16 protein-coding genes and 1 tRNA gene are annotated in these 17675 nt (G+C 69.4%); 5 read left to right on the top strand and 12 right to left on the bottom strand.

Features of this window, described 5'->3' with window-relative positions; all coding sequences use genetic code 11:
• The first annotated feature begins 58 nt into the window (after nucleotides 1–58).
• The gene (locus ACAG26_RS06015; RefSeq protein ID WP_370480718.1) at nucleotides 59–1477 is read left to right on the top strand and encodes a bifunctional lysylphosphatidylglycerol flippase/synthetase MprF; all 1419 of its coding nucleotides are present in this window, start codon (nucleotides 59–61) and stop codon (nucleotides 1475–1477) included.
• A 2-nt stretch (nucleotides 1478–1479) separates the two neighbouring features.
• Here ACAG26_RS06015 and ACAG26_RS06010 read toward each other — a convergent pair whose 3' ends face one another.
• The 7 genes from ACAG26_RS06010 to ACAG26_RS05980 form a co-directional block, all read right to left on the bottom strand.
• Nucleotides 1480–2043, bottom strand: coding sequence for a DUF4190 domain-containing protein (locus ACAG26_RS06010; protein ID WP_370480462.1), 564 nt, complete (start codon nucleotides 2041–2043; stop codon nucleotides 1480–1482).
• Nucleotides 2040–3737, bottom strand: a complete 1698-nt coding sequence (gene cydC / locus ACAG26_RS06005; protein ID WP_370480461.1) for a thiol reductant ABC exporter subunit CydC — start codon at nucleotides 3735–3737, stop codon at nucleotides 2040–2042. The genes ACAG26_RS06010 and cydC overlap by 4 nt, the downstream gene beginning before the upstream one ends.
• Entirely contained in the window at nucleotides 3724–5328 is a 1605-nt protein-coding gene (cydD, locus tag ACAG26_RS06000; RefSeq protein WP_370480460.1) for a thiol reductant ABC exporter subunit CydD, read from the bottom strand. The genes cydC and cydD overlap by 14 nt, the downstream gene beginning before the upstream one ends.
• A 53-nt stretch (nucleotides 5329–5381) precedes the next feature.
• On the bottom strand, nucleotides 5382–6422 hold the full coding sequence (gene cydB, locus ACAG26_RS05995; RefSeq protein ID WP_370480459.1) for a cytochrome d ubiquinol oxidase subunit II: 1041 nt from the start codon (nucleotides 6420–6422) through the stop codon (nucleotides 5382–5384).
• 42 nt (nucleotides 6423–6464) lie between these two features.
• Nucleotides 6465–7952, bottom strand: a complete 1488-nt coding sequence (locus ACAG26_RS05990) for a cytochrome ubiquinol oxidase subunit I (RefSeq protein WP_370480458.1) — start codon at nucleotides 7950–7952, stop codon at nucleotides 6465–6467.
• Between the two features lie 99 nt (nucleotides 7953–8051).
• Nucleotides 8052–8651 (bottom strand): HdeD family acid-resistance protein, encoded by a 600-nt coding sequence (locus ACAG26_RS05985; protein WP_370480717.1) that lies wholly within the window; start codon nucleotides 8649–8651, stop codon nucleotides 8052–8054.
• Between the two features lie 77 nt (nucleotides 8652–8728).
• A complete protein-coding gene (locus tag ACAG26_RS05980; RefSeq protein ID WP_370480457.1) occupies nucleotides 8729–9982 on the bottom strand; it encodes an alpha/beta hydrolase fold domain-containing protein in 1254 nt (417 codons plus the stop codon).
• 56 nt (nucleotides 9983–10038) lie between these two features.
• Here ACAG26_RS05980 and macS point away from each other — a divergent pair, with 56 nt between their 5' ends.
• Both macS and ACAG26_RS05970 read left to right on the top strand, forming a co-directional pair.
• Complete coding sequence (gene macS, locus ACAG26_RS05975) at nucleotides 10039–11187, top strand: MacS family sensor histidine kinase (RefSeq protein WP_370480456.1); 1149 nt, start codon at nucleotides 10039–10041, stop codon at nucleotides 11185–11187.
• A gap of 19 nt (nucleotides 11188–11206) precedes the next feature.
• Complete coding sequence (locus ACAG26_RS05970) at nucleotides 11207–11836, top strand: response regulator (RefSeq protein WP_370480715.1); 630 nt, start codon at nucleotides 11207–11209, stop codon at nucleotides 11834–11836.
• A 105-nt stretch (nucleotides 11837–11941) separates the two neighbouring features.
• Here the strand turns inward: ACAG26_RS05970 and ACAG26_RS05965 are convergent, their stop codons facing one another.
• A complete protein-coding gene (locus ACAG26_RS05965; protein ID WP_370480455.1) occupies nucleotides 11942–12535 on the bottom strand; it encodes a TetR/AcrR family transcriptional regulator in 594 nt (197 codons plus the stop codon).
• Nucleotides 12536–12633: 98 nt separating this feature from the next.
• Here ACAG26_RS05965 and ACAG26_RS05960 point away from each other — a divergent pair, with 98 nt between their 5' ends.
• On the top strand, nucleotides 12634–13632 hold the full coding sequence (locus ACAG26_RS05960) for an oxygenase MpaB family protein (RefSeq protein WP_370480713.1): 999 nt from the start codon (nucleotides 12634–12636) through the stop codon (nucleotides 13630–13632).
• Between the two features lie 29 nt (nucleotides 13633–13661).
• On the opposite strand, the gene ACAG26_RS05955 is transcribed toward ACAG26_RS05960, so the two are convergent.
• Both ACAG26_RS05955 and ACAG26_RS05950 read right to left on the bottom strand, forming a co-directional pair.
• Entirely contained in the window at nucleotides 13662–14972 is a 1311-nt protein-coding gene (locus ACAG26_RS05955) for an adenylate/guanylate cyclase domain-containing protein (RefSeq protein WP_370480454.1), read from the bottom strand.
• 51 nt (nucleotides 14973–15023) lie between these two features.
• Nucleotides 15024–15097 (bottom strand) — tRNA-Leu (locus ACAG26_RS05950).
• 99 nt (nucleotides 15098–15196) lie between these two features.
• Here ACAG26_RS05950 and ACAG26_RS05945 point away from each other — a divergent pair.
• Nucleotides 15197–15823: an ANTAR domain-containing response regulator gene (locus ACAG26_RS05945; protein WP_370480453.1), complete on the top strand. Its 627-nt coding sequence runs from the start codon at nucleotides 15197–15199 to the stop codon at nucleotides 15821–15823.
• A gap of 97 nt (nucleotides 15824–15920) precedes the next feature.
• Here the strand turns inward: ACAG26_RS05945 and ACAG26_RS05940 are convergent, their stop codons facing one another.
• Both ACAG26_RS05940 and ACAG26_RS05935 read right to left on the bottom strand, forming a co-directional pair.
• The gene (locus tag ACAG26_RS05940; RefSeq protein WP_370480452.1) at nucleotides 15921–17120 is read right to left on the bottom strand and encodes a lipid-transfer protein; all 1200 of its coding nucleotides are present in this window, start codon (nucleotides 17118–17120) and stop codon (nucleotides 15921–15923) included.
• Nucleotides 17117–17545: a Zn-ribbon domain-containing OB-fold protein gene (locus ACAG26_RS05935; RefSeq protein WP_370480712.1), complete on the bottom strand. Its 429-nt coding sequence runs from the start codon at nucleotides 17543–17545 to the stop codon at nucleotides 17117–17119. Before ACAG26_RS05935 ends, ACAG26_RS05940 begins: the two co-directional genes overlap by 4 nt.
• Between the last annotated feature and the right edge of the window lie 130 nt (nucleotides 17546–17675).

Below are 17675 nucleotides of genomic sequence, written 5' to 3'. Positions count from 1 at the left end.
GCGGTCGTCACCCCCGGAACCCGGCGTAACGTTCCAACCAGGGGGTATTCGATAGCCACTGGAGCCGAGAAACGGGAGGTGGGGCGTGTACGAATCGTCGGTCGACGTCGCACCCCGGGTGCGGGCCCGAGAACGCGTCGTCGTTCATGTCGATTCCCCCGCCGCCCGCTGGATCGGGGCGTTATCCCTGCTCAGCGCCGCGGGCTGGATGATCGTGGTGATCACCCGTGACCACCAGAACTGGCAGGCGGCCGGTCGGCTGGGCTGGTCGCTGACCATCCTGGCCGCGGTGGCGCTGATCGCCCGCGGCATCTTCCTGGGCCGGCCGGTGACCGCCGCGCACGCCACGGCGGCGGTGCTGATGCTGGTCGCCGGGCTCACCGCGCACGTGGTGTATTTCGACCTGCTCGGCGACGTGCTGATCGCCGGGTCGGGCCTGGCCCTGATGTGGCCCACCGGCGCGCACCCTCGACCCGACGACCTGCCGCGGGTGTGGGGCCTGATCGAGGCCACCCGTGCCGATCCGCTGGCGCCGTTCGCCATGCAGGCGCTCAAGTGTTTCCATTTCAGCGCCGACGGCACCGCCGCGCTGGCCTACCGGACCCGGATCGGGTACGCGGTGGTCAGCGGCGATCCGATCGGTGACGAGGCGCGGTTCCCCGAACTGGTCGCCGATTTCGCCGCGCTGTGCCATAGCCGGGGTTGGCGGCTGGTGGTGTTGGGCTGCAGCGAGCGGCGGCTGGGTTTGTGGAGCGACCCGGTGCTGCTGGGCCAGTCGCTGCGGGCCGTGCCGATCGGCCGGGACGTCGTCATCGACGTAGCCAACTTCGCGATGGTGGGCCGCAAGTTCCGCAATCTGCGGCAAGCCGTGCAGCGCACCCGAAACTGCGGTGTCACCACCGAGGTGGTGGCCGAGCAGGATCTCGACGAGACGCTGCTGGCCGAGCTGACCGAGGTGCTGCTGGCCTCGCCCAGCGGGGCGCGCACCGAACGCGGTTTCTGCATGGCCTTAGACGGGGCGTTGGAGGGGCGCTATCCGGGGATTCAGTTGATCATCGCCCGCGACGCCGCCGGACACATCCAGGGTTTCCACCGGTATGCCGTCGCCGGCGGCGGCAGCGATGTCAGCCTCGACGTGCCGTGGCGCCGCCGCGGGGCGCCCAATGGGATCGACGAACGGCTCAGCGTCGATATGATCAACGCTGCCAAAGAGGCTGGCGCGCAACGGTTGTCGCTGGCGTTTGCGGCGTTTCCGGAACTGTTCGACGCGAAGCAGCGCAGCCGGCTGCAGGGCTTCTTTTATCTCGCCGTCCATCTCCTCGACCCGTTGATCGCGCTGGAGTCGCTGTATCGCTACCTGCGCAAGTTTCATTCGTCGGGGGACCGGCGGTATGCGCTGGTGTCGTTGACCCAGCTGGTTCCGTTGCTGTATGTCCTGTTGTCGCTGGAGTTCCTGCCGCGACGCCGACGGCTGTAACGCTACGGGGTGGGGGCCGGGACGGCCGGTGTCCTGCTGAACCGGTCCTCGAGGCGCCGGTTGAACTCGTCGGCGCACTGTTGTTGGCTGACCCGGTCCGACCCGGCCCGTTGCAGACAGTCGAGGTAGTCCCCGCCGCCGACGCTGTGGAAGATGTTGGCCCAGAACGCGACCCACACCGCGATGAACAGCAGCCCGGCGATCACCGCCACAAAGCCCAGCACCACGCCGGTGAGCGCCGCCCCGCCGTTGGTGGCTTCGCCGCGGCGGACCCGGCCCCGCCCGACGAACCCGCAGACCACGGCGGCCACCCCCAACACCACACCGCCGATCACGGTGAACGAGGTGACCAGTCCGGCGATGGCCAGCACTAGGGCCGCGACACCCAGACCGTTCTTGGGGGCGCTGAACCCCGGCACGCCGGGGTAGGGCGCCGGGGGATACGGGTACGGCGGGACCGGATAGCCCCCGGCGGCCGATGGCGGCGCCTGCGGTGTCGGGGCGGGGTGTGCGGCCGCCGGCTGGTCGGATGCCGTGTTCTCGGGCGGGTCGGCGGACTCGGTCATGGCTCACGCTCCAGATCAGGCGGATATGGATGGTCGGCAGCGGCCGGGCCGCCCGCGACAACGGTGCTCAGGTGCTGACACCGAACATCGCTGGGCAGGTGGTGGGTCGCGACCACCACGGTGCGATCGGCGGCGAACAGACCGCCGCCCGGGGCCAGCAGCGCCCGCAACAGCACGTCGGCGTCGGAGGCGTCGAGGTGTTCGGTGGGTTCATCGAGCAGCACAATCCGCGCCGGCGCGATCAGGGCCCGCGCCAGCAGCAGCCGGCGGCGCTGACCCGCCGACAGCGCGTGCGCGCCGCCGGACAACACGGTGGCCAGCCCGTCGGGAAGGCCGGTCAGCCACGGGCCGAGCCCGACTCGGTCCAGGGCGGTGATCAGCTCGTCGTCGGTGCAGTCCCCGCGGGCCACCAGCAGGTTGTCCCGAACGGTGGTGGCAAAGACATGTGCGTCCTCGGCAAAAAAGCCGACGGCGGCGCGCAATTCGTCCTCGGCCAGCTGGCGCAGCGCGATCCCGTCCAATTCCACCCCGCCGTGCAGCGGCGGCAGCAAGCCGGCGAGGCTCATCAGCAATGTCGTCTTGCCGGTGCCGCTGGGGCCGGTGACCGCGAGCCTGGCGCCGGGCGCCAGCTCGACGGCCACCTCAACCGCGTGCTGCGCACGGTAACCGGTCCGCACCGCCGCCGTGAGCCGGCGGGTCGGTGCGGGTGTTGCCGGCGGAGCCGCCGGGCCGTCGGCCGCCGGTGGTGTCAGGTCGAGCAGCCGGCGCGCCGCGATGCGCGACCGGGTCAGCTGGATCGCGGCGGCCGGCAACGCGGTGGTCGCCTCAAAGGCCGACAGCGGCAACAACATCAGCACCGCCAGTGTGGTGGGTGCGACCGTGGGGGCGATCGCGATCCCGGTCAGCAGGGCGCCCAGCACGCTGACCCCGATCGCGGCGGTGGGCACGGCCGCCGCGATGGCCGCGGGTTTCGCCGCGGCGTCGACGGCCTCGGCCCAGGCGTGCTGCCGGCGCTGGGATTCGGTGATCACCGCGGGCAGCACGCCGCCGATCCGCAGCTCGGGGGCGTGCTCCAGGGCCAGCATCGCCGACGTGTCGCGGTCGGAGAGATGCTGTCGGGCAACACCTTCCTGCGCTTCGGCGGCCCGGGCGGACAGTGCCGGCGCCAGCACCCCGGCCACCAGCAGGCAAACCGCCAGCACGGCGGCGGCGGCCGGGGAGATCAGCGCGATCGTCGTCACCGCTGCCACGGCGAGCACCGCCGCGACCCCGACCGGCAGCAGGGCACGCACCACAACGTCGGCCAACTGGTCGACGTCGGCGCCCACGCGCGCCACCAACTCCCCGCTGTGCAGCCGCGCGGTGACCTCCGCCGGCCCGCGGGCCAGCCGGTGGTAAATCTGCGCGCGGGCGGTGCCGGCGGCGCGCAGCGCGGTGTCGTGGGTGGCCAGCCGCTCGCAGTAGTGCAAGACGCCGCGAGAAATCGCGAAGATCCGCACCGCGACCACCGCGACCGACAGGTCCAGCACCGCGGGCATCTGCCAGGCGCGGGTGATCAGCCAGGCCGACACCCCGGCCAGCGCCAACGCGCTGGACAGCGACAACACCCCCAAACCGAGTGCGAGCAGCAGCCCGGGCAGCCGCGGCCGCAGCAGCGTCGCGACGGCGGCCCAAAGCGGATCAGACCGGCGCATGCTGATGTGCTCCAACCGTGACCACCTGGTCGCCGACGGCCAGGACCGGCCCGCGATGCCCGACCAGCACCACCGTCGCTCCCGCCCGGGCCCGCGCGATCAGCGCCCGCAACACCCGCGTCTCGGTGGCCGGGTCCAGGTGCGCGGTCGGCTCGTCGAGCAGCAGCACCGGCGCCGCCGATCCGAGCGCGCGGGCCAAACCCAGGCGTTGTCGTTGACCCAGCGACAGGCCCACCCCGCCGCGCCCCAGCACGGTGTGCGGGCCGTCCGGCAGCTGCGCGATCACCTCATCGAAACCCGCTGCCGCACAGGCGGCGTCGACATCGGCCAGGTCACCGAACAGCGCCAGGTTGGCGGCGACGGTGCCCGGGATCAACGCCGGGCGCTGCGGCAGCCACGACAGCTGCGCCCACCACGCCGCCGGCTCGAGGTCGCCGACGTCGACACCGGCCACCGTGATGCGACCCGAGGTCGGGGCGGTGAGCCCGGCGATGGCCGCGAGCGTGGTGGATTTTCCCGCGCCGTTCGGCCCGGTCAGCACGGTCAGCTGACCGGGCTCGATCAGCGCACTGAGCTGATCGGGGGCGTCGCCGTCGCGGCCGGCGACGCGCAGCCGCTCGATGCGGATCGCCGCACCGCGCGCCGCTACTGTGTGTCGTGCGCGCGGCCCACGGGTCGGCTCGTCGATCAGTGCGAACGCCCTATCGGCTGCGGCGCGGCCGTCCTGGGCGGCGTGGAACTCGACGCCGATCCGGCGCAGCGGCCAGTACACGTCCGGCGCCAGCAGCAGCACCGTCAGGCCGGCGGGCAGGCTCATCGCCCCGAACACCAACCGCAGACCGATGCTGACCGCGACCAGCGCCACCCCCAGCGTGGCCAGCAGTTCCAGCACCAGCGCCGACAAGAACGCGATCCGCAGCGTGCCCATCGCCGAGCGCCGGTGGGCGGCGGACAGCTCGGCGACGCGCCGCTCCGGGCCGACGGCGCGGCCGAGGGCCCGCAGGGTCGGGATGCCGGCGATCAGATCCAACAGCCGGGCCTGCAACGCCGTCATCGTGTCCAGCGCGGCCGCCGAGCGGTCCGCGGTGGCCATACCGATCAGCACCATGAAGATCGGGATCAGGGGCAGCGTGATGACCACGATCGCCGCCGATTTCAGGTCGTAGAGCGCGATCACGGCTACAGTGGCCGGGGTCAGGATCGCGGCCAATAGCAAGGCGGGCAGATACGCGGTGAAATACGGACGCAGACCGTCCAGCCCGCGGGTCACCACTGTCGCGGCGGCATCCCGCTGGGCCGCCAGTTCGCTGGGTGCCCGGGCGGTCACCGCAGCCAGCACCCGACCGCTCAGCTCGGCGATCACCGCGCTGGCGCCGCGCTGACCGACCCGGGCCTGCCACCAGTGCGCGGCGGTACGCCCGCTCCACAGCACCACCAGCAGCGCCAACAGCGGTGCCCAGTCGCCGAGGCTGCGGGCCGACGGATCGGTGATCACGTGAGCGACGATGTGCGCCAACACGATCGCCGCGGCAATCGCACAGCCCGAGATCAGCACACCGCAGCCCACCGTGCCGACAAGGCAACGGCGCACCGCCGTCGAGGCGCGCCACAGTCGCGGGTCCAGCGGCGCACGACCGCCCGAACTCAGGACGGGCGCCTTGCTAGCCCGTCCGGCTGCGGTATCCGTTCAGCCGAGATCCGCTGCCGGAAAACCCAATACGTCCAGCCTTGGTACGCGACCGCCAACGGGGTACCGAGTAGCGCGGCCCACGTCATGATTTTCAGGGTGTAAGGGGTGGACGACGCGTTGTGGATGGTCACGCTCCAGTCCGGGTTGAGCGTGGACGGCACCAGGTTCGGGTACAGCGCGCCGAACAACAGGGTCACCACCGCCGCGACGACGAGGGCAGCGCAGAGGAAGGCCCAGCCGTCAAAGGCGCGGCGCAACACCAATGCCACCGTCGCCAGCTGGGCGACCACGGCGACGGCCAGCACCACCCAGGTCCAGCCCTTGCCGTATGCCAGTTGGGTCCACAATCCATAGCCGGCGACGAGCACCGTCACCGGCACCGACAGCCATGCCGCGAACCGCAACGCGTCGTCGCGGATCGCACCGGAGGTTTTCAGGGTCACGAACACCGCGCCGTACAGCAGGAACAGCCCGGCGGTGGCCAGGCCGCCGAGCAGTGTGTAGGCGTTGAGCACATCGGTGACCGACAGGTGGACATGGTGGCTGGCGTCCACCGGGAGCCCGCGGACCAAGATAGCGAACGCGACTCCCCACAGCACCGCCGGCAGCCAGGACCCGACAGCGATGCCGAAATCGGCCCAGGCTCGCCATTTCGGGTCATCGATCTTGCCGCGCCAGTCGATCGCGACGGCACGCAAGATCATGCCAACCACAATCGCCAGCAGCGGGAGGTACAGCGTCGAGAACAAGGTGGCGTACCAACCGGGAAACGCGGCGAACATCGACGCGCCGGCCACGATCAGCCAGACCTCGTTGCCGTCCCAGACCGGGCCGATGGTGTTCAGCGCCGCACGACGGTGCGCCTCCGGATCGCCTTTGCTGACCCGGCCGAACGGCTCCATCAGCATGCCCACCCCGAAGTCGAAGCCCTCGAGAATGAAAAACCCCACGAACAACGCCGCCAGGACACCGAACCACAATTCTTGGAGTCCCACCTCGATACCTCCTCGCCGAAACTTTCTGGGGCTGTGTGGAGCTCAGTAGGCGAACGACAGTGGTGCCACCTCGTCATCGCCAGGAGGGCTGGGGGGCGCCGGTTCCGCGTCGTGCTCTCGCGGCCCCTCGACGGTGTAGCGCCACATCAAGCCGAACCAGAGGACAGCCAGCACCGCGTAGACCAGGGTGAGCACCACCAGCGAGGTGACCACCAGGCCGGCGCCCCCAGGCGTCACGCCTTCGCCGATGGTTTGGTGGACCATCTGGTCGCCGTCCGGGTTGGGCACCACGACCCACGGCTGGCGGCCCATCTCGGTGAATATCCAGCCCGAGATGTTGGCCAAAAACGGGGTGGGAATGGTCAGCAGTGCAAACCAGGAGAACCACCGCTGGTTTGGGATGCGCCCACCGCGGGTCAGCCATAGCGCGGTGAGCGCGAACAACACCGGAACCAGCAACAAGCCGATCATTGCCCGGAACGACCAGTAGGTGACGAACAGGTTGGGTCGGTAGTCGCCTCCGCCGAACCGATCCACGTAGTTGCGCTGCATGTCGCGCACACCCTGCAACTTCACGTCGTTAAATCGGCCTTCGGCCAGGAACGGCAGCACGTAGGGGACTTCGATGACGCGGGTGAGGTGGTCGCAGTTGTTCTGTCTGCCGACGGTCAGCACGGAAAAGTTGGGGTCGGTGGCGGTGTCGCACAACGATTCCGCCGACGCCATCTTCATCGGTTGTTGGTGGAACATCAGCTTACCCTGCACGTCACCGGTGAAGAACAACCCGGCCGCGGCGGCCAGCGCGACCCAACACCCCAGGATGGTCGCCGGTCGATACATGGTGCGGGCGTCGCTGGAGGCCGTCTCCGGTTCGGCGTCCGCGCCGGCGCCGCCACCCTGGTGGGAACGGACCATCCACCAGGCGGAGACGGCGGCGACGAATGTTCCCGCCGTCAAGAGCGCACCCAGCACGGTGTGGGAAAACGCCGCTTGGGCGGTGTTGTTGGTAAGCAGCGCCCAGATGCTGTCCAACTCGGCGCGCTTGGTCGCGGGGTTGTAGTGTGCGCCGACCGGGTGCTGCATAAAGGAGTTCGCCGTGATGATGAAGAACGCCGACACGTTGACCGCGACCGCGACGATCCAGATGCACGCCAGGTGGACCGGCCGGGGCAGCCGACCCCACCCGAAGATCCACAACCCGATGAAGGTCGATTCGAAGAAGAAGGCGGCCAGGCCCTCCATCGCCAGGGGCGCGCCGAAGACGTCGCCGACGAACCGGGAATACTCGCTCCAGTTCATGCCGAACTGAAATTCCTGCCAGATGCCGGTGGCCACCCCAATGGCGAAGTTGATCAGGAACAGCTTGCCGAAGAATTTGGTGAGGCGATACCAGGCGGTGTTGTCGGTGACGGCCCACACCGTCTGCATGACGGCGACCAGCGGAGCCAGCCCGATGGTGAGCGGGACGAAGATGAAGTGGTACACGGTGGTGATCCCGAATTGCCACCGTGACACGTCGACGACGTTCATCTGGCACCTCCCGATTATCTACGACGCAGTGTAGTAGCTGGGTTGGCTCGGCACTAGACAACTGTTATGCCGGTAACGGGGCGGCCCCGGTGTGGGCTGCTAAGTATCCGCGAGCACCTCCTCGACTTTCTTCGAGGCGCTGCGGATGCCGAACGACGAGACGATCTCGAAGACGCCGATGACGACCAGCCAGATACCGACGACCAATGTCAGGATGGCGATGGATTCGAACGGCGACGCGAGCATGACGATGCCCGCCAGCAGGCTGATCACCCCGACGAAGATCTGCCAGCCGCGGCCGGGCAGGCCGGGGTCGCTGATCGCGGAGACCGTCGTCGCGACGCCGCGGAAAATGAATCCGACACCGATCCAGATGGCCAGCAGCAGGATCGCGTAGCCCTCACCGAAGTGCCGGAAGCACAACACCGCCAGCACCAACGATGCTGCACCGCTGATGAACAGCAGCACCCGCCCGCCGGCGGTGATGTGCAGGCTGAACGCGAAGACGACCTGTGCTGCCCCGGTGACGAGCAGGTACAGACCGAACAGGATCGCGGCGGCGATGAGGCTATGGCCCGGCCAGACCAACACCAGCACGCCGAGGATCAGCGCCAGGACGCCGGATACCAGCGTGGATTTCCACAGATGCGGCAGCAAATTTGGTACAGCGGGGGTTTCCATGCTCGAAGTGTGACATATTCCGCGCGCGAGCAGACGCAAAAGTGCCTGAAACCCCCCCGAAATGGGGGCTTTTGCGTCTGCTCGCGGGGATCGGCTCAGGCCGAGCGGCGTGCCGCGCTTTGCGGCGCGTAGATCTCGGCGAGGAACTGCTCGACCGCCACCGCGGCGTGCGCCGCGCGCGGCGAACTGAAAATGTCGAACGCGTGCTGTGCGTAAGGCAATTCGGCGTAGACGACCGGCGCCGTGCTGCGCTCGCGCAGCCGCGCGGTGAAGCTACGGGCCTGCTCCACCGGGATCAGCGAATCGTTGGTGCCGTGCAGCACGAAAAACGGTGGCGCGTCGGGCGAGACGTAACTGATCGGCGACGCCGCCTGATACAGGTCGGGAAACTTGCGCCGGCTCTGCTTGAACACGTACCGCTGCACAGTCGGCACCAACTGCGGATGCATCGAATCGTCGTCGCGGGTGAAGTCGTAGACGCCGTAGAACGGGACCGCGGCCTGCACCCGGGTGTCGGCGTCTTCGAAACCCGGCTGGAACTGCGGGTCGTTGGGTGTTAGGGCGGCCAGCGACGACAGGTGACCGCCGGCCGAGCCGCCGGTGATGGCGATCCAGTCCGGGTCGCCGCCGTACTCGGCGATGTGCTCCTTGGCCCAGGCGATCGCGCGTTTGACGTCGACAATGTGGTCCGGCCACGTCGAACGCGGGCTGAGCCGGTAGTTGATCGACACACACACCCAGCCCAGCTCGGCCAGATGGCTCATCAACGGATGCGCCTGCCCGCGTTTGCTGCCCAGCATCCACGCGCCGCCGGGCACCTGCAGCAGCACCGGCGCGCGGCCGCCGCGGTCCAGGTCGGGACGGCGCCAGATGTCGAGATGGTTTCGGCTGCCGTAGGCGCCGTAGGCGACATCGGAGTCATGGGCGTAGTCGCGGTAGATCCGCAGCATGCGCACCACCCCGGGTTTTTTGGCGGTCGCCCCGCCCGGTGCCGGCCGCTTCCAGATATCGGCGGACTCGGTGCGCCGATCGGTGCCCAGGTCGGCATCCAGCGCGGCCGTCAGCGGCACGTTGGACGTGCGCCCGGTGCGGTGCAGCCCCAGCAGCCCCAGCCAGGACAGCAGGCTCACCAGCCAGGTGAAGCGCCGGACCCGCGGCGACAGCCGCCGCGACACCAGGGACAGCGCCGTCGACTGGCCGGCGATGAGCTGCAGCGGCAGCTCGCTGGCGAACAACCCCAAGGCGAAGGCGTAGATCGACGGGTAGCCCCGTTTGGTCACCGGCCGGTACCCGTTGGCGGTGAGGACGGCTCCGGTGAGTGCGCCGAGCACGGCGGCAAACTGCTTCATGGGAACCACTAAATCATCTGCGCAAACGGCCCGGCCCGGCCCCTTATGCTTTGCCCATGCTGCCGGATCGCGGACCGGACCCGACGGCACCGCTGTGGCGGGCCGCGCAGGTGTTCCGGCTGCTGAGCTGCGTGTACGCGCTGGGGTTTCAGATCGCGGTCAACGCGGATCTGCAGCGGCCGCTACTGGCCTGGCTGCTGTTCGCGGTGCTGATCGGCTGGAGCGCGGCCTGCGCGGTCGCCTACCTGCACGGGTTCGGCCGCCGGCCGGCGTGGGTGCTCGCCGAGCTCGTGGTGGTGGTGGCGCTGGTGTTGTCCACCGACGTGGTGGCGTCGCGGCCGTGGGCGTTGAGCAACCAATCCTGGCCGACGACGTTGTGGGCCACCAACGCCACGGTGTCGGCGGCGATCCAATTCGGTTCGGTCGGGGGGATGCTGACCGGCCTGGCGGTGATGGCCGCCAGCGTCACGCTCAAAGGCCACGTCAACTACAACCTGGGCCGCGACGCGACAATCGTGATCGAGTTGGCCGTCGCCCTGGGGGTCGGCATGGCCGCCCAGACCGCCCGGCGCGCCCACGCCGAGCTTGAGCGGGCGGCCCGGATGTCGGCGGCATTTCAGGAGCGGGAACGGGTGTCGCGGCGCGTGCATGACGGCGTGATCCAGGTGCTGGCGCTGGTCGCCAAGCGCGGTCGCGAAATCGGCGGTGCCACCGCGGAATTGGCGGAGTTGGCCGGGGAGCAGGAACGCGCGCTGCGGCGCTGGGTCACCTCGGTCGACATCGACCACGACGGCGAGGCGACGGTGGTGGACCTGCGGACGCTGTTGAGCCGCCGGGAGGCCAACGGCGTCTCGATGAGTTTGCCGGGCACCGCGGTGCCGCTGGAACGCGGGGTGGCCGTCGAGTTGGACGCCGCGGTGGGCAACGCCCTCGACAACGTCGCCTCCCACGCCGGTCCCGGCGCCCGCGCGTTCGTCTTGCTGGAAGATCTGGGGGATGCCGTGACGGTCAGCGTGCGCGACGATGGCGTGGGGATCGCCGCCGGCCGGTTGGCGGAGGCCTCCCGGCAGGGCCGGGTCGGGGTGTCGAAGTCGATTGTGGGACGGCTGGTGTCGCTGGGCGGCACCGCCGAGTTGACCACCGACGTCGGCGAGGGAACCGAATGGGAGCTCAGCGTGCCGCGTGGCGGTGGGCGCCGTGCCTGACGAAGCGACGCTGTCGGTGATGGTGGTCGACGACCACCCGATCTGGCGGGACGCGGTGGCCCGCGACCTGGCCGAGGACGGTTTTTCGGTGGTCGCCACCGCCGACGGGGTGGCCGCGGCCCGGCGACGAGCCGCGGTGGTCAAACCCGATGTGGTGGTCATGGATATGCACTTGGCCGACGGCAACGGTGCGCGGGCCACCACGGAGGTGCTGGCGGTGTCGCCGGCCAGCCGGGTGCTGGTGCTGTCGGCCTCCGACGAACGCGACGACGTGCTGGACGCCGTCAAGGCCGGGGCGACCGGATATCTGGTGAAAAGCGCCTCGAAAACCGAACTGGCCGAGGCGGTGCGGGCCACCGCCGCCGGGCGCGCGGTGTTCACCCCGGGGCTGGCCGGTTTGGTGTTGGGGGAGTACCGGCGCATCGCGGCCGAACCCGACGCCGGGCCGGGCACGCCGCGGCTGTCCGCGCGGGAAACCGAGGTGCTGCGCTACGTGGCCAAGGGGCTGTCGGCCCGGCAGATCGCCACGAAGCTGTCGCTGAGCCACCGCACCGTGGAAAACCACGTCCAGGCGACGTTCCGGAAACTTCAGGTCGCCAACCGGGTGGAGTTGACCCGGTACGCCATCGAGCACGGGCTGGATAAGTGACCCCGGCGCGCAGGGGTGACATCGAAATTGCGGCGAGGGTTGTGGTTTTCGGAAATGCACGACCACCAGCGCAATGTCAACACCGCCTCGATAACTGGCCGTAGCTCAGCGCGGCGGCGCCACCAGTCGGACGGCGTGTTCGGTCACCGCGTCCAGGTCGTCGCCGAGGGTGCCGGCCAGCCACTGCTGGGCGAGCTCGGCCATCGCGCCGGTATACATCGCCGCACCGACCTGCGCGGCCACCGGGTCGGCGTGCGGATCGACCTCGGTGAGCACCAGCTCGCGCAGCCCCTCCTGCGCGATCGCCCGCCGTCCCACCAGCACCGGGTTGGCCCGCGCCTCGGTGAACAGCACCCGGCCGCGGCGCGGATCGGCCGAGCTGAACCCGAGCACCGCGCGGACCCCGGCCCGCATCCGCGCCCGATCGTCGCCGCCGGCCGCGGTCACCGCCGCCTCGACCTGCGCGATCAACTCGGCGGCCACCTTGTCGTACACCGCGCCGAGCAACTCGTCGGTGTCGGTGAAACTCTCGTAGAAGTAGCGGGTGTGCAGGGCGCATTCGCGGCACACCGACCGCACCGACACCGCGGCCTCGCCGCCGGCCCCGAACAGGCGGAACGCGGCGTCGATCAGTAGTCCACGCCGCTCGGTCCGGCGGTCGGCCAACGACACGCCGGCCCAGCGGGTCGGGCTCGACATTGACCCAGCCTATCTTTCCCGAGGTCTGGCCACAGGTGTATCCAAACGAGTATCGTGACAACAGGCGTATTCAAAACCGGGAAGGGCCCGTCATGCAGATCGTGTTGCCGCATCAGCTGCTCCAGCATCAGCTCCATGAGATCTTCGACAAGCAGGTGCGCAGCCGCTATTTCCGCGGCCTGGAGTTCGCCGGCCCGGCCGGTGATCCGGGCTGGTTCGGGCCGGGCAGCGCGGTGTGGCATGTGCACTCCCACTTCCCGGCGCTGCTGTTCGGGCTGCAGTGCGCGGCCTACATCGAGCGGTTCGATCCCAGCATCTTCTGGATGGGCGTCGACCACTCCCGCATCGTCGAGCGCGATGAAACCGGGGAGATGACCGGCCGGATCGATCCCGAAGGTGCCAAAGTGCGGCTGGGACACTCGTTGTCGTTCTTCATCGCCACCGCCTACGGCTCCACCGAGACCGCCGAGCGGGCCGCCCGCACCGTCCGGTCGATGCACCACACCGTCAAGGGGGTGCGCCCCGACGGGCTGCCCTACGACGCCGACGACCCGGATTGGCTGCGCTGGAACTACGCGACGGTGGTCTGGGGGATCGCCACCGCGCACGAGCTGTATCACCCGCAACCGCTGCGGGGCGCCAAGCTGGACCGCTACTACGGCGAGTTCGTCCGGGTCGGACAAGCCTTGGGTGGCACCGATTTGCCGGCGACCAAGGCGGAAACGCTGGACTGCCTGGAGGCGTATCTGCCGCGGTTGGCGATCACCCACGGCACCGCGATGGCGACCGGCCCCAACATGCGGGAGACCGGCCCGTTCTTCGGACCGGCCGTCGACTGGGCGATCCGCGACACCCTGCCGAAGTGGGCGGCCGCGATGGTGATGCACCAGTCACCCAACCCGATCGAGCGGGTCGCGCGGCGCACCGTGGTGTGGTCACTGATCAACGGGCTGCACACCGCGATGGGGCCGCTGCCGGAGTTCCGGGCCGCGCAGGCCCGGGTGGCCGACGGCACCAGCTGCGCGCACACGATGCCCAGCTATGTCCCCGGCACCGACCCGGAGCAAAGCCGCGACATGGTCGAACAGTTGGTGTAAGTGATCAACCCGACATCGTCGGCCGCGCCTCACCGCGCGTCGGCGCGGTGGGGCACCTCGGGGCGGTGGCCGTCGGTGTCGACGGCGGGCCGGCGGCCGGTCAGATACCAGGTGTGCATGATGCCCTTGCCCTTGACCGCGACGTCGCCGCGCTCCTCGAAAACAAAGGCCTGCCGCAGCCGTTCGTAGACCTCCTGGGGCACCTGGATGCGGCCCGCGGTGTCGGTCGATTCCATCCGGGAGGCGACGTTGACGGCGTCGCCCCACACGTCGTAGAAGAATCGGCGCGCGCCCACCACCCCGGCCACCACCGGCCCGGCCGCCAGGCCGATGCGGATCCGGAGCGGGCGCCCGTGCGGATCTTTCATCACGGCGACGGCCTCGGCCATGTCCAGGGCCAGATTCGCCAGCGCGTCAAGGTGATCCGGTCGGGGGATGGGCACCCCGCTGACCACCATGTACGAGTCGCCGCTGGTTTTGACCTTCTCCAGCCGGTGTTTCTCGGCGATCAGGTCGAAGTCGGTGTAGAGCAGGTCCAAAAAGCGGACCAGCTCGGCCGGGGTGGTGTCGCTGGCGTTTTCGGTGAAGTCGGCGATGTCGGCGAACAGGATCGACGCGTCGTCGTATTTGTCGGCGATGACGGCGCGGGCCGGGTCCTTCAACCGTTCGGCGATGCTGGCGGGCAGCATATTGGCCAGCAGCGCCTCGGACCGTTCGTATTCGGCCTCCATCGCCGCCTCCGCGCGGGCGGTCTCGCGCAGCGTGTACCACACCGTGGCCACCACCATCACGCCCGACGAGATGATCGTGAACACGAAGCTCATCGTCTGCGCCCAGGCCGGCGCGGCCCCGGTATCGGTCGGCGCCAGGAACTGCAACGCGATCGTCAACGCCGCGCCCAGCGCGGCCAGGCTGGCCGCCAGCACGATGTGCTCCACCCCGAAGATCAGCACCGCGATGGTGGCCGCGACCAAGAAGTAGAACTGCCCACCCGACCCGGTGCCCACGGTCCAGCAGATCAGGAAAACCGATGCGTAGGCGACGGCCATGAACGTCAGCGGCCCGACGAACTCGCCGTACTTGTACAGCTTGGGGGTGAGCACGAAGATCGCCGCGGTCGCCAGGTTGAGCAGGCCGAGCCACCACAGGGCCTGGCCGGTGAACAGCTGGAGCACCCCGAAGATCCCGCTCACCGTCGCCGCGATCCAGGCCGTGATTTTCAGGACCCGCATCCGCCGCGTCGATCCCTCGGCCCAGTGTCGGGTGCGGGCCGGGACGCAGTGTGACCGTCGGTAGGGGCTCTCGGCCACCACCGACGCAGCGCAGCCGCGCCTGATCACGGCCCCAGCCTAGCCTGGTGAGCTGGATGTTTGTCCGGATCGCGGTGGGAGTGCCCTCGGTGAGATTCGAACTCACACTGTACGGGTTTTGAATCCGTTTCCTCTGCCAGTTGGGATACGAGGGCGTCCGGCTGTGCGGTCCTCCACCATAGTCGATGGCGGGTGGGTGAACTCGCGGTGACCCCGGCGTCGCTGATCAGCGCCACTCGCGACAGAATGACGTCATGACCGGCCCCACGACCGACACCGACGCCCCCACCACGCATCGGGTTCTGATCGCCGAAGACGAGACGCTCATCCGGATGGATTTGGCCGAGATGCTGCGCGAAGAGGGCTATGACGTGGTCGGCGAGGCCGGCGATGGCCAGGAGGCCGTCGATTTGGCCGAGCAGCTTAAGCCCGACCTGGTGATCATGGACGTGAAGATGCCCCGCCGGGACGGCATCGACGCGGCGTCGGAGATCGCCAGCAAACGCATCGCCCCGATCGTGGTGCTGACGGCGTTCAGCCAGCGTGACCTGGTGGAGCGGGCCCGGGAGGCCGGGGCGATGGCGTACCTGGTGAAGCCGTTCTCGATCAGCGACCTCATCCCAGCGATCGAACTGGCGGTGGGCCGGTTCAGCGAGATCGCCGCGCTGGAACGCGAAGTCGCCAGCTTGTCGGAGCGATTGGAGACCCGCAAGCTCGTCGAGCGGGCCAAGGGGCTGCTGCAGGCCAAACAGGGCCTGACCGAGCCGGAGGCGTTCAAGTGGATCCAGCGCGCCGCGATGGACCAGCGCACCACGATGAAGCGGGTGGCCGAGGTCGTGGTGGAAACCCTGGGCGCCGCGGAACCCGGCGCCGAGTCCTGAGCCGCGCTACCGCCCGGCCCGCCGCGAGCGTGCGCAGAATGCCAGGTTTTGGCGCCTGCGGGCGTGCAACTGCGCACGTTCGCGCCGCGACGAAACCTCAGCGCGCGACGATGACCGAGGAGCCGTGCCCGAACAGACCCTGGTTGGCGGTGACGCCGACGGTGGCGCCCTCGACCTGACGCCCGGTGGCCGTCCCGCGCAGCTGCCAGGTCAGCTCACACACCTGGGCGATCGCCTGCGCGGGGATGGCCTCCCCGAAGCAGGCCAGCCCACCGGACGGGTTGACCGGCACCCGACCGCCGAGGGTGGTCGCGCCGCTGCGCAGCAGCGCCTCCCCCTCGCCCTTGGGGCACAACCCCAAGTGCTCGTACCAGTCGATCTCCAGCGCGGTGGACAGGTCGTAGACCTCGGCCAGGCTGACGTCTTCGGGCCCGATCCCGGCCTCGGCGTAGGCGGCATCCAGGATCTGATCCTTGAACACCCGCTCCGGTGCCGGCACGACGGCGGTGGAATCGGTTGCGATGTCCGGCAATTCGGGCAAGTGCTGCGGGTAGCGCGGGGTGACCGTGGACACCGCGCGCACCGACGGCACCCCGTCCAGCGAGCCGAGATGCTTGCGGGCGAACTGCTCGCTGGCCACGATCACCGCGGCCGCGCCGTCGGAGGTGGCGCAGATGTCGAGCTGGCGCAGCGGGTCGGCGACCACCGGGCTGGCCAGCACGTCGGCGACCGAGGATTCCTTGCGGTAGCGGGCATTCGGGTTCTGCAGACCGTGCCGGGAGTTCTTCACCTTCACCTGGGCGAAGTCCTCGACGGTGGCGCCGTACAGGTCCATCCGGCGCCGGGCCAGCAACGCGAAGTACACCGGGTTCATCGCCCCGATGAGGTGGAACCGCTGCCAGTCCGGGTCGTTCTTGCGTTCGCCGCCGACCGGGGCGAAAGCCCCCTTGGGGGTGGTGTCGGCGCCGATCACCAGTGCCACATCGCAGAAGCCGGCCAGGATCTGGGCGCGGGCGCTCTGCAGCGCCTGCGAACCGGACGCGCAGGCGGCATACGACGACGACACCGGCACCCCGTTCCAACCCAGCTTCTGGGCGAACGTCGAACCGGCGATGAAACCCGGGTAGCCGTTGCGGATGGTGTCGGCGCCGGCCACCAACTGGATCTGCCGCCAGTCCAAACCGGCCTCGGCCAGCGCGGCGCGGGCGGCGACAACCCCGTATTCGGTGAAGTCGCGGCCCCATTTGCCCCACGGGTGCATGCCCGCACCCAGGATGTACACCGGCTGGGGGGTCATGCGCCCACCTTCTTCCACGCGTAGACGAGGCGCTGCACCCCGTCGTCGTCGGTGTACAGCGGCATGGTGGTCAGCTCCATCTCCATGCCGACCTTGAGGTCGGCGGCCAGCGTGCCGTCGACCACCTTGCCCAGCACGATCAGGCCCTCGTCGGCCAACTCGACGGCGGCGATCGCGAACGGCTCGAACGGGTCCGGCGCCGGATAGGGGGCCGGCGGCGGATAGCGGTTTTCGGTGTAGCTCCACACCGTGCCGCGCCGGGACAGCGGCACGGGCTCTAGCGTGTCGCCGTCACAGGCCGGGTTAGGGCAGTTGTTGGCGCGCGGCGGGAACACGTAGGTGCTGCACTGCGGGCACTTCGCGCCGGTGAGATGGGTCTGGCCGGATTCGTCGGTGGCGAACCACCCGTCGATCGCCGGTTGCATGGCTACGTCTGACACCCGGTCAGCGTACCGAGAACGAACACAAAACTGAAACGTGTTCCAGTTTTCCTGGCCTCGCGGCGCCGAGATTGACGCCAGAGCGCGGAAGTGCGAGTGCGCGCGTCGGTACCGT

Source organism: Mycobacterium sp. pUA109, assembly GCF_041287095.1.
In the GTDB taxonomy this organism is placed as follows: Bacteria; Actinomycetota; Actinomycetes; order Mycobacteriales; family Mycobacteriaceae; genus Mycobacterium.
The sequence above is the reverse complement of the archived record's forward strand: the minus strand, read 5'-3'. Positions and strand labels throughout refer to the sequence as shown.

Coding starts and splice junctions, on each gene's coding strand:
- cydC (WP_370480461.1), bottom strand. CDS start 3,737: ATGCGCCGGTCTGATCCGCTTTGGGCCGCCGTCGCGACGCTGCTGCGG.
- ACAG26_RS05990 (WP_370480458.1), bottom strand. CDS start 7,952: ATGAACGTCGTCGACGTGTCACGGTGGCAATTCGGGATCACCACCGTG.
- ACAG26_RS05940 (WP_370480452.1), bottom strand. CDS start 17,120: ATGACCCCCCAGCCGGTGTACATCCTGGGTGCGGGCATGCACCCGTGG.
- ACAG26_RS05965 (WP_370480455.1), bottom strand. CDS start 12,535: ATGTCGAGCCCGACCCGCTGGGCCGGCGTGTCGTTGGCCGACCGCCGG.
- ACAG26_RS05980 (WP_370480457.1), bottom strand. CDS start 9,982: ATGAAGCAGTTTGCCGCCGTGCTCGGCGCACTCACCGGAGCCGTCCTC.
- ACAG26_RS05935 (WP_370480712.1), bottom strand. CDS start 17,545: ATGCAACCGGCGATCGACGGGTGGTTCGCCACCGACGAATCCGGCCAG.
- ACAG26_RS06010 (WP_370480462.1), bottom strand. CDS start 2,043: ATGACCGAGTCCGCCGACCCGCCCGAGAACACGGCATCCGACCAGCCG.
- ACAG26_RS05970 (WP_370480715.1), top strand. CDS start 11,207: ATGGTGGTCGACGACCACCCGATCTGGCGGGACGCGGTGGCCCGCGAC.
- ACAG26_RS05945 (WP_370480453.1), top strand. CDS start 15,197: ATGACCGGCCCCACGACCGACACCGACGCCCCCACCACGCATCGGGTT.
- macS (WP_370480456.1), top strand. CDS start 10,039: ATGCTGCCGGATCGCGGACCGGACCCGACGGCACCGCTGTGGCGGGCC.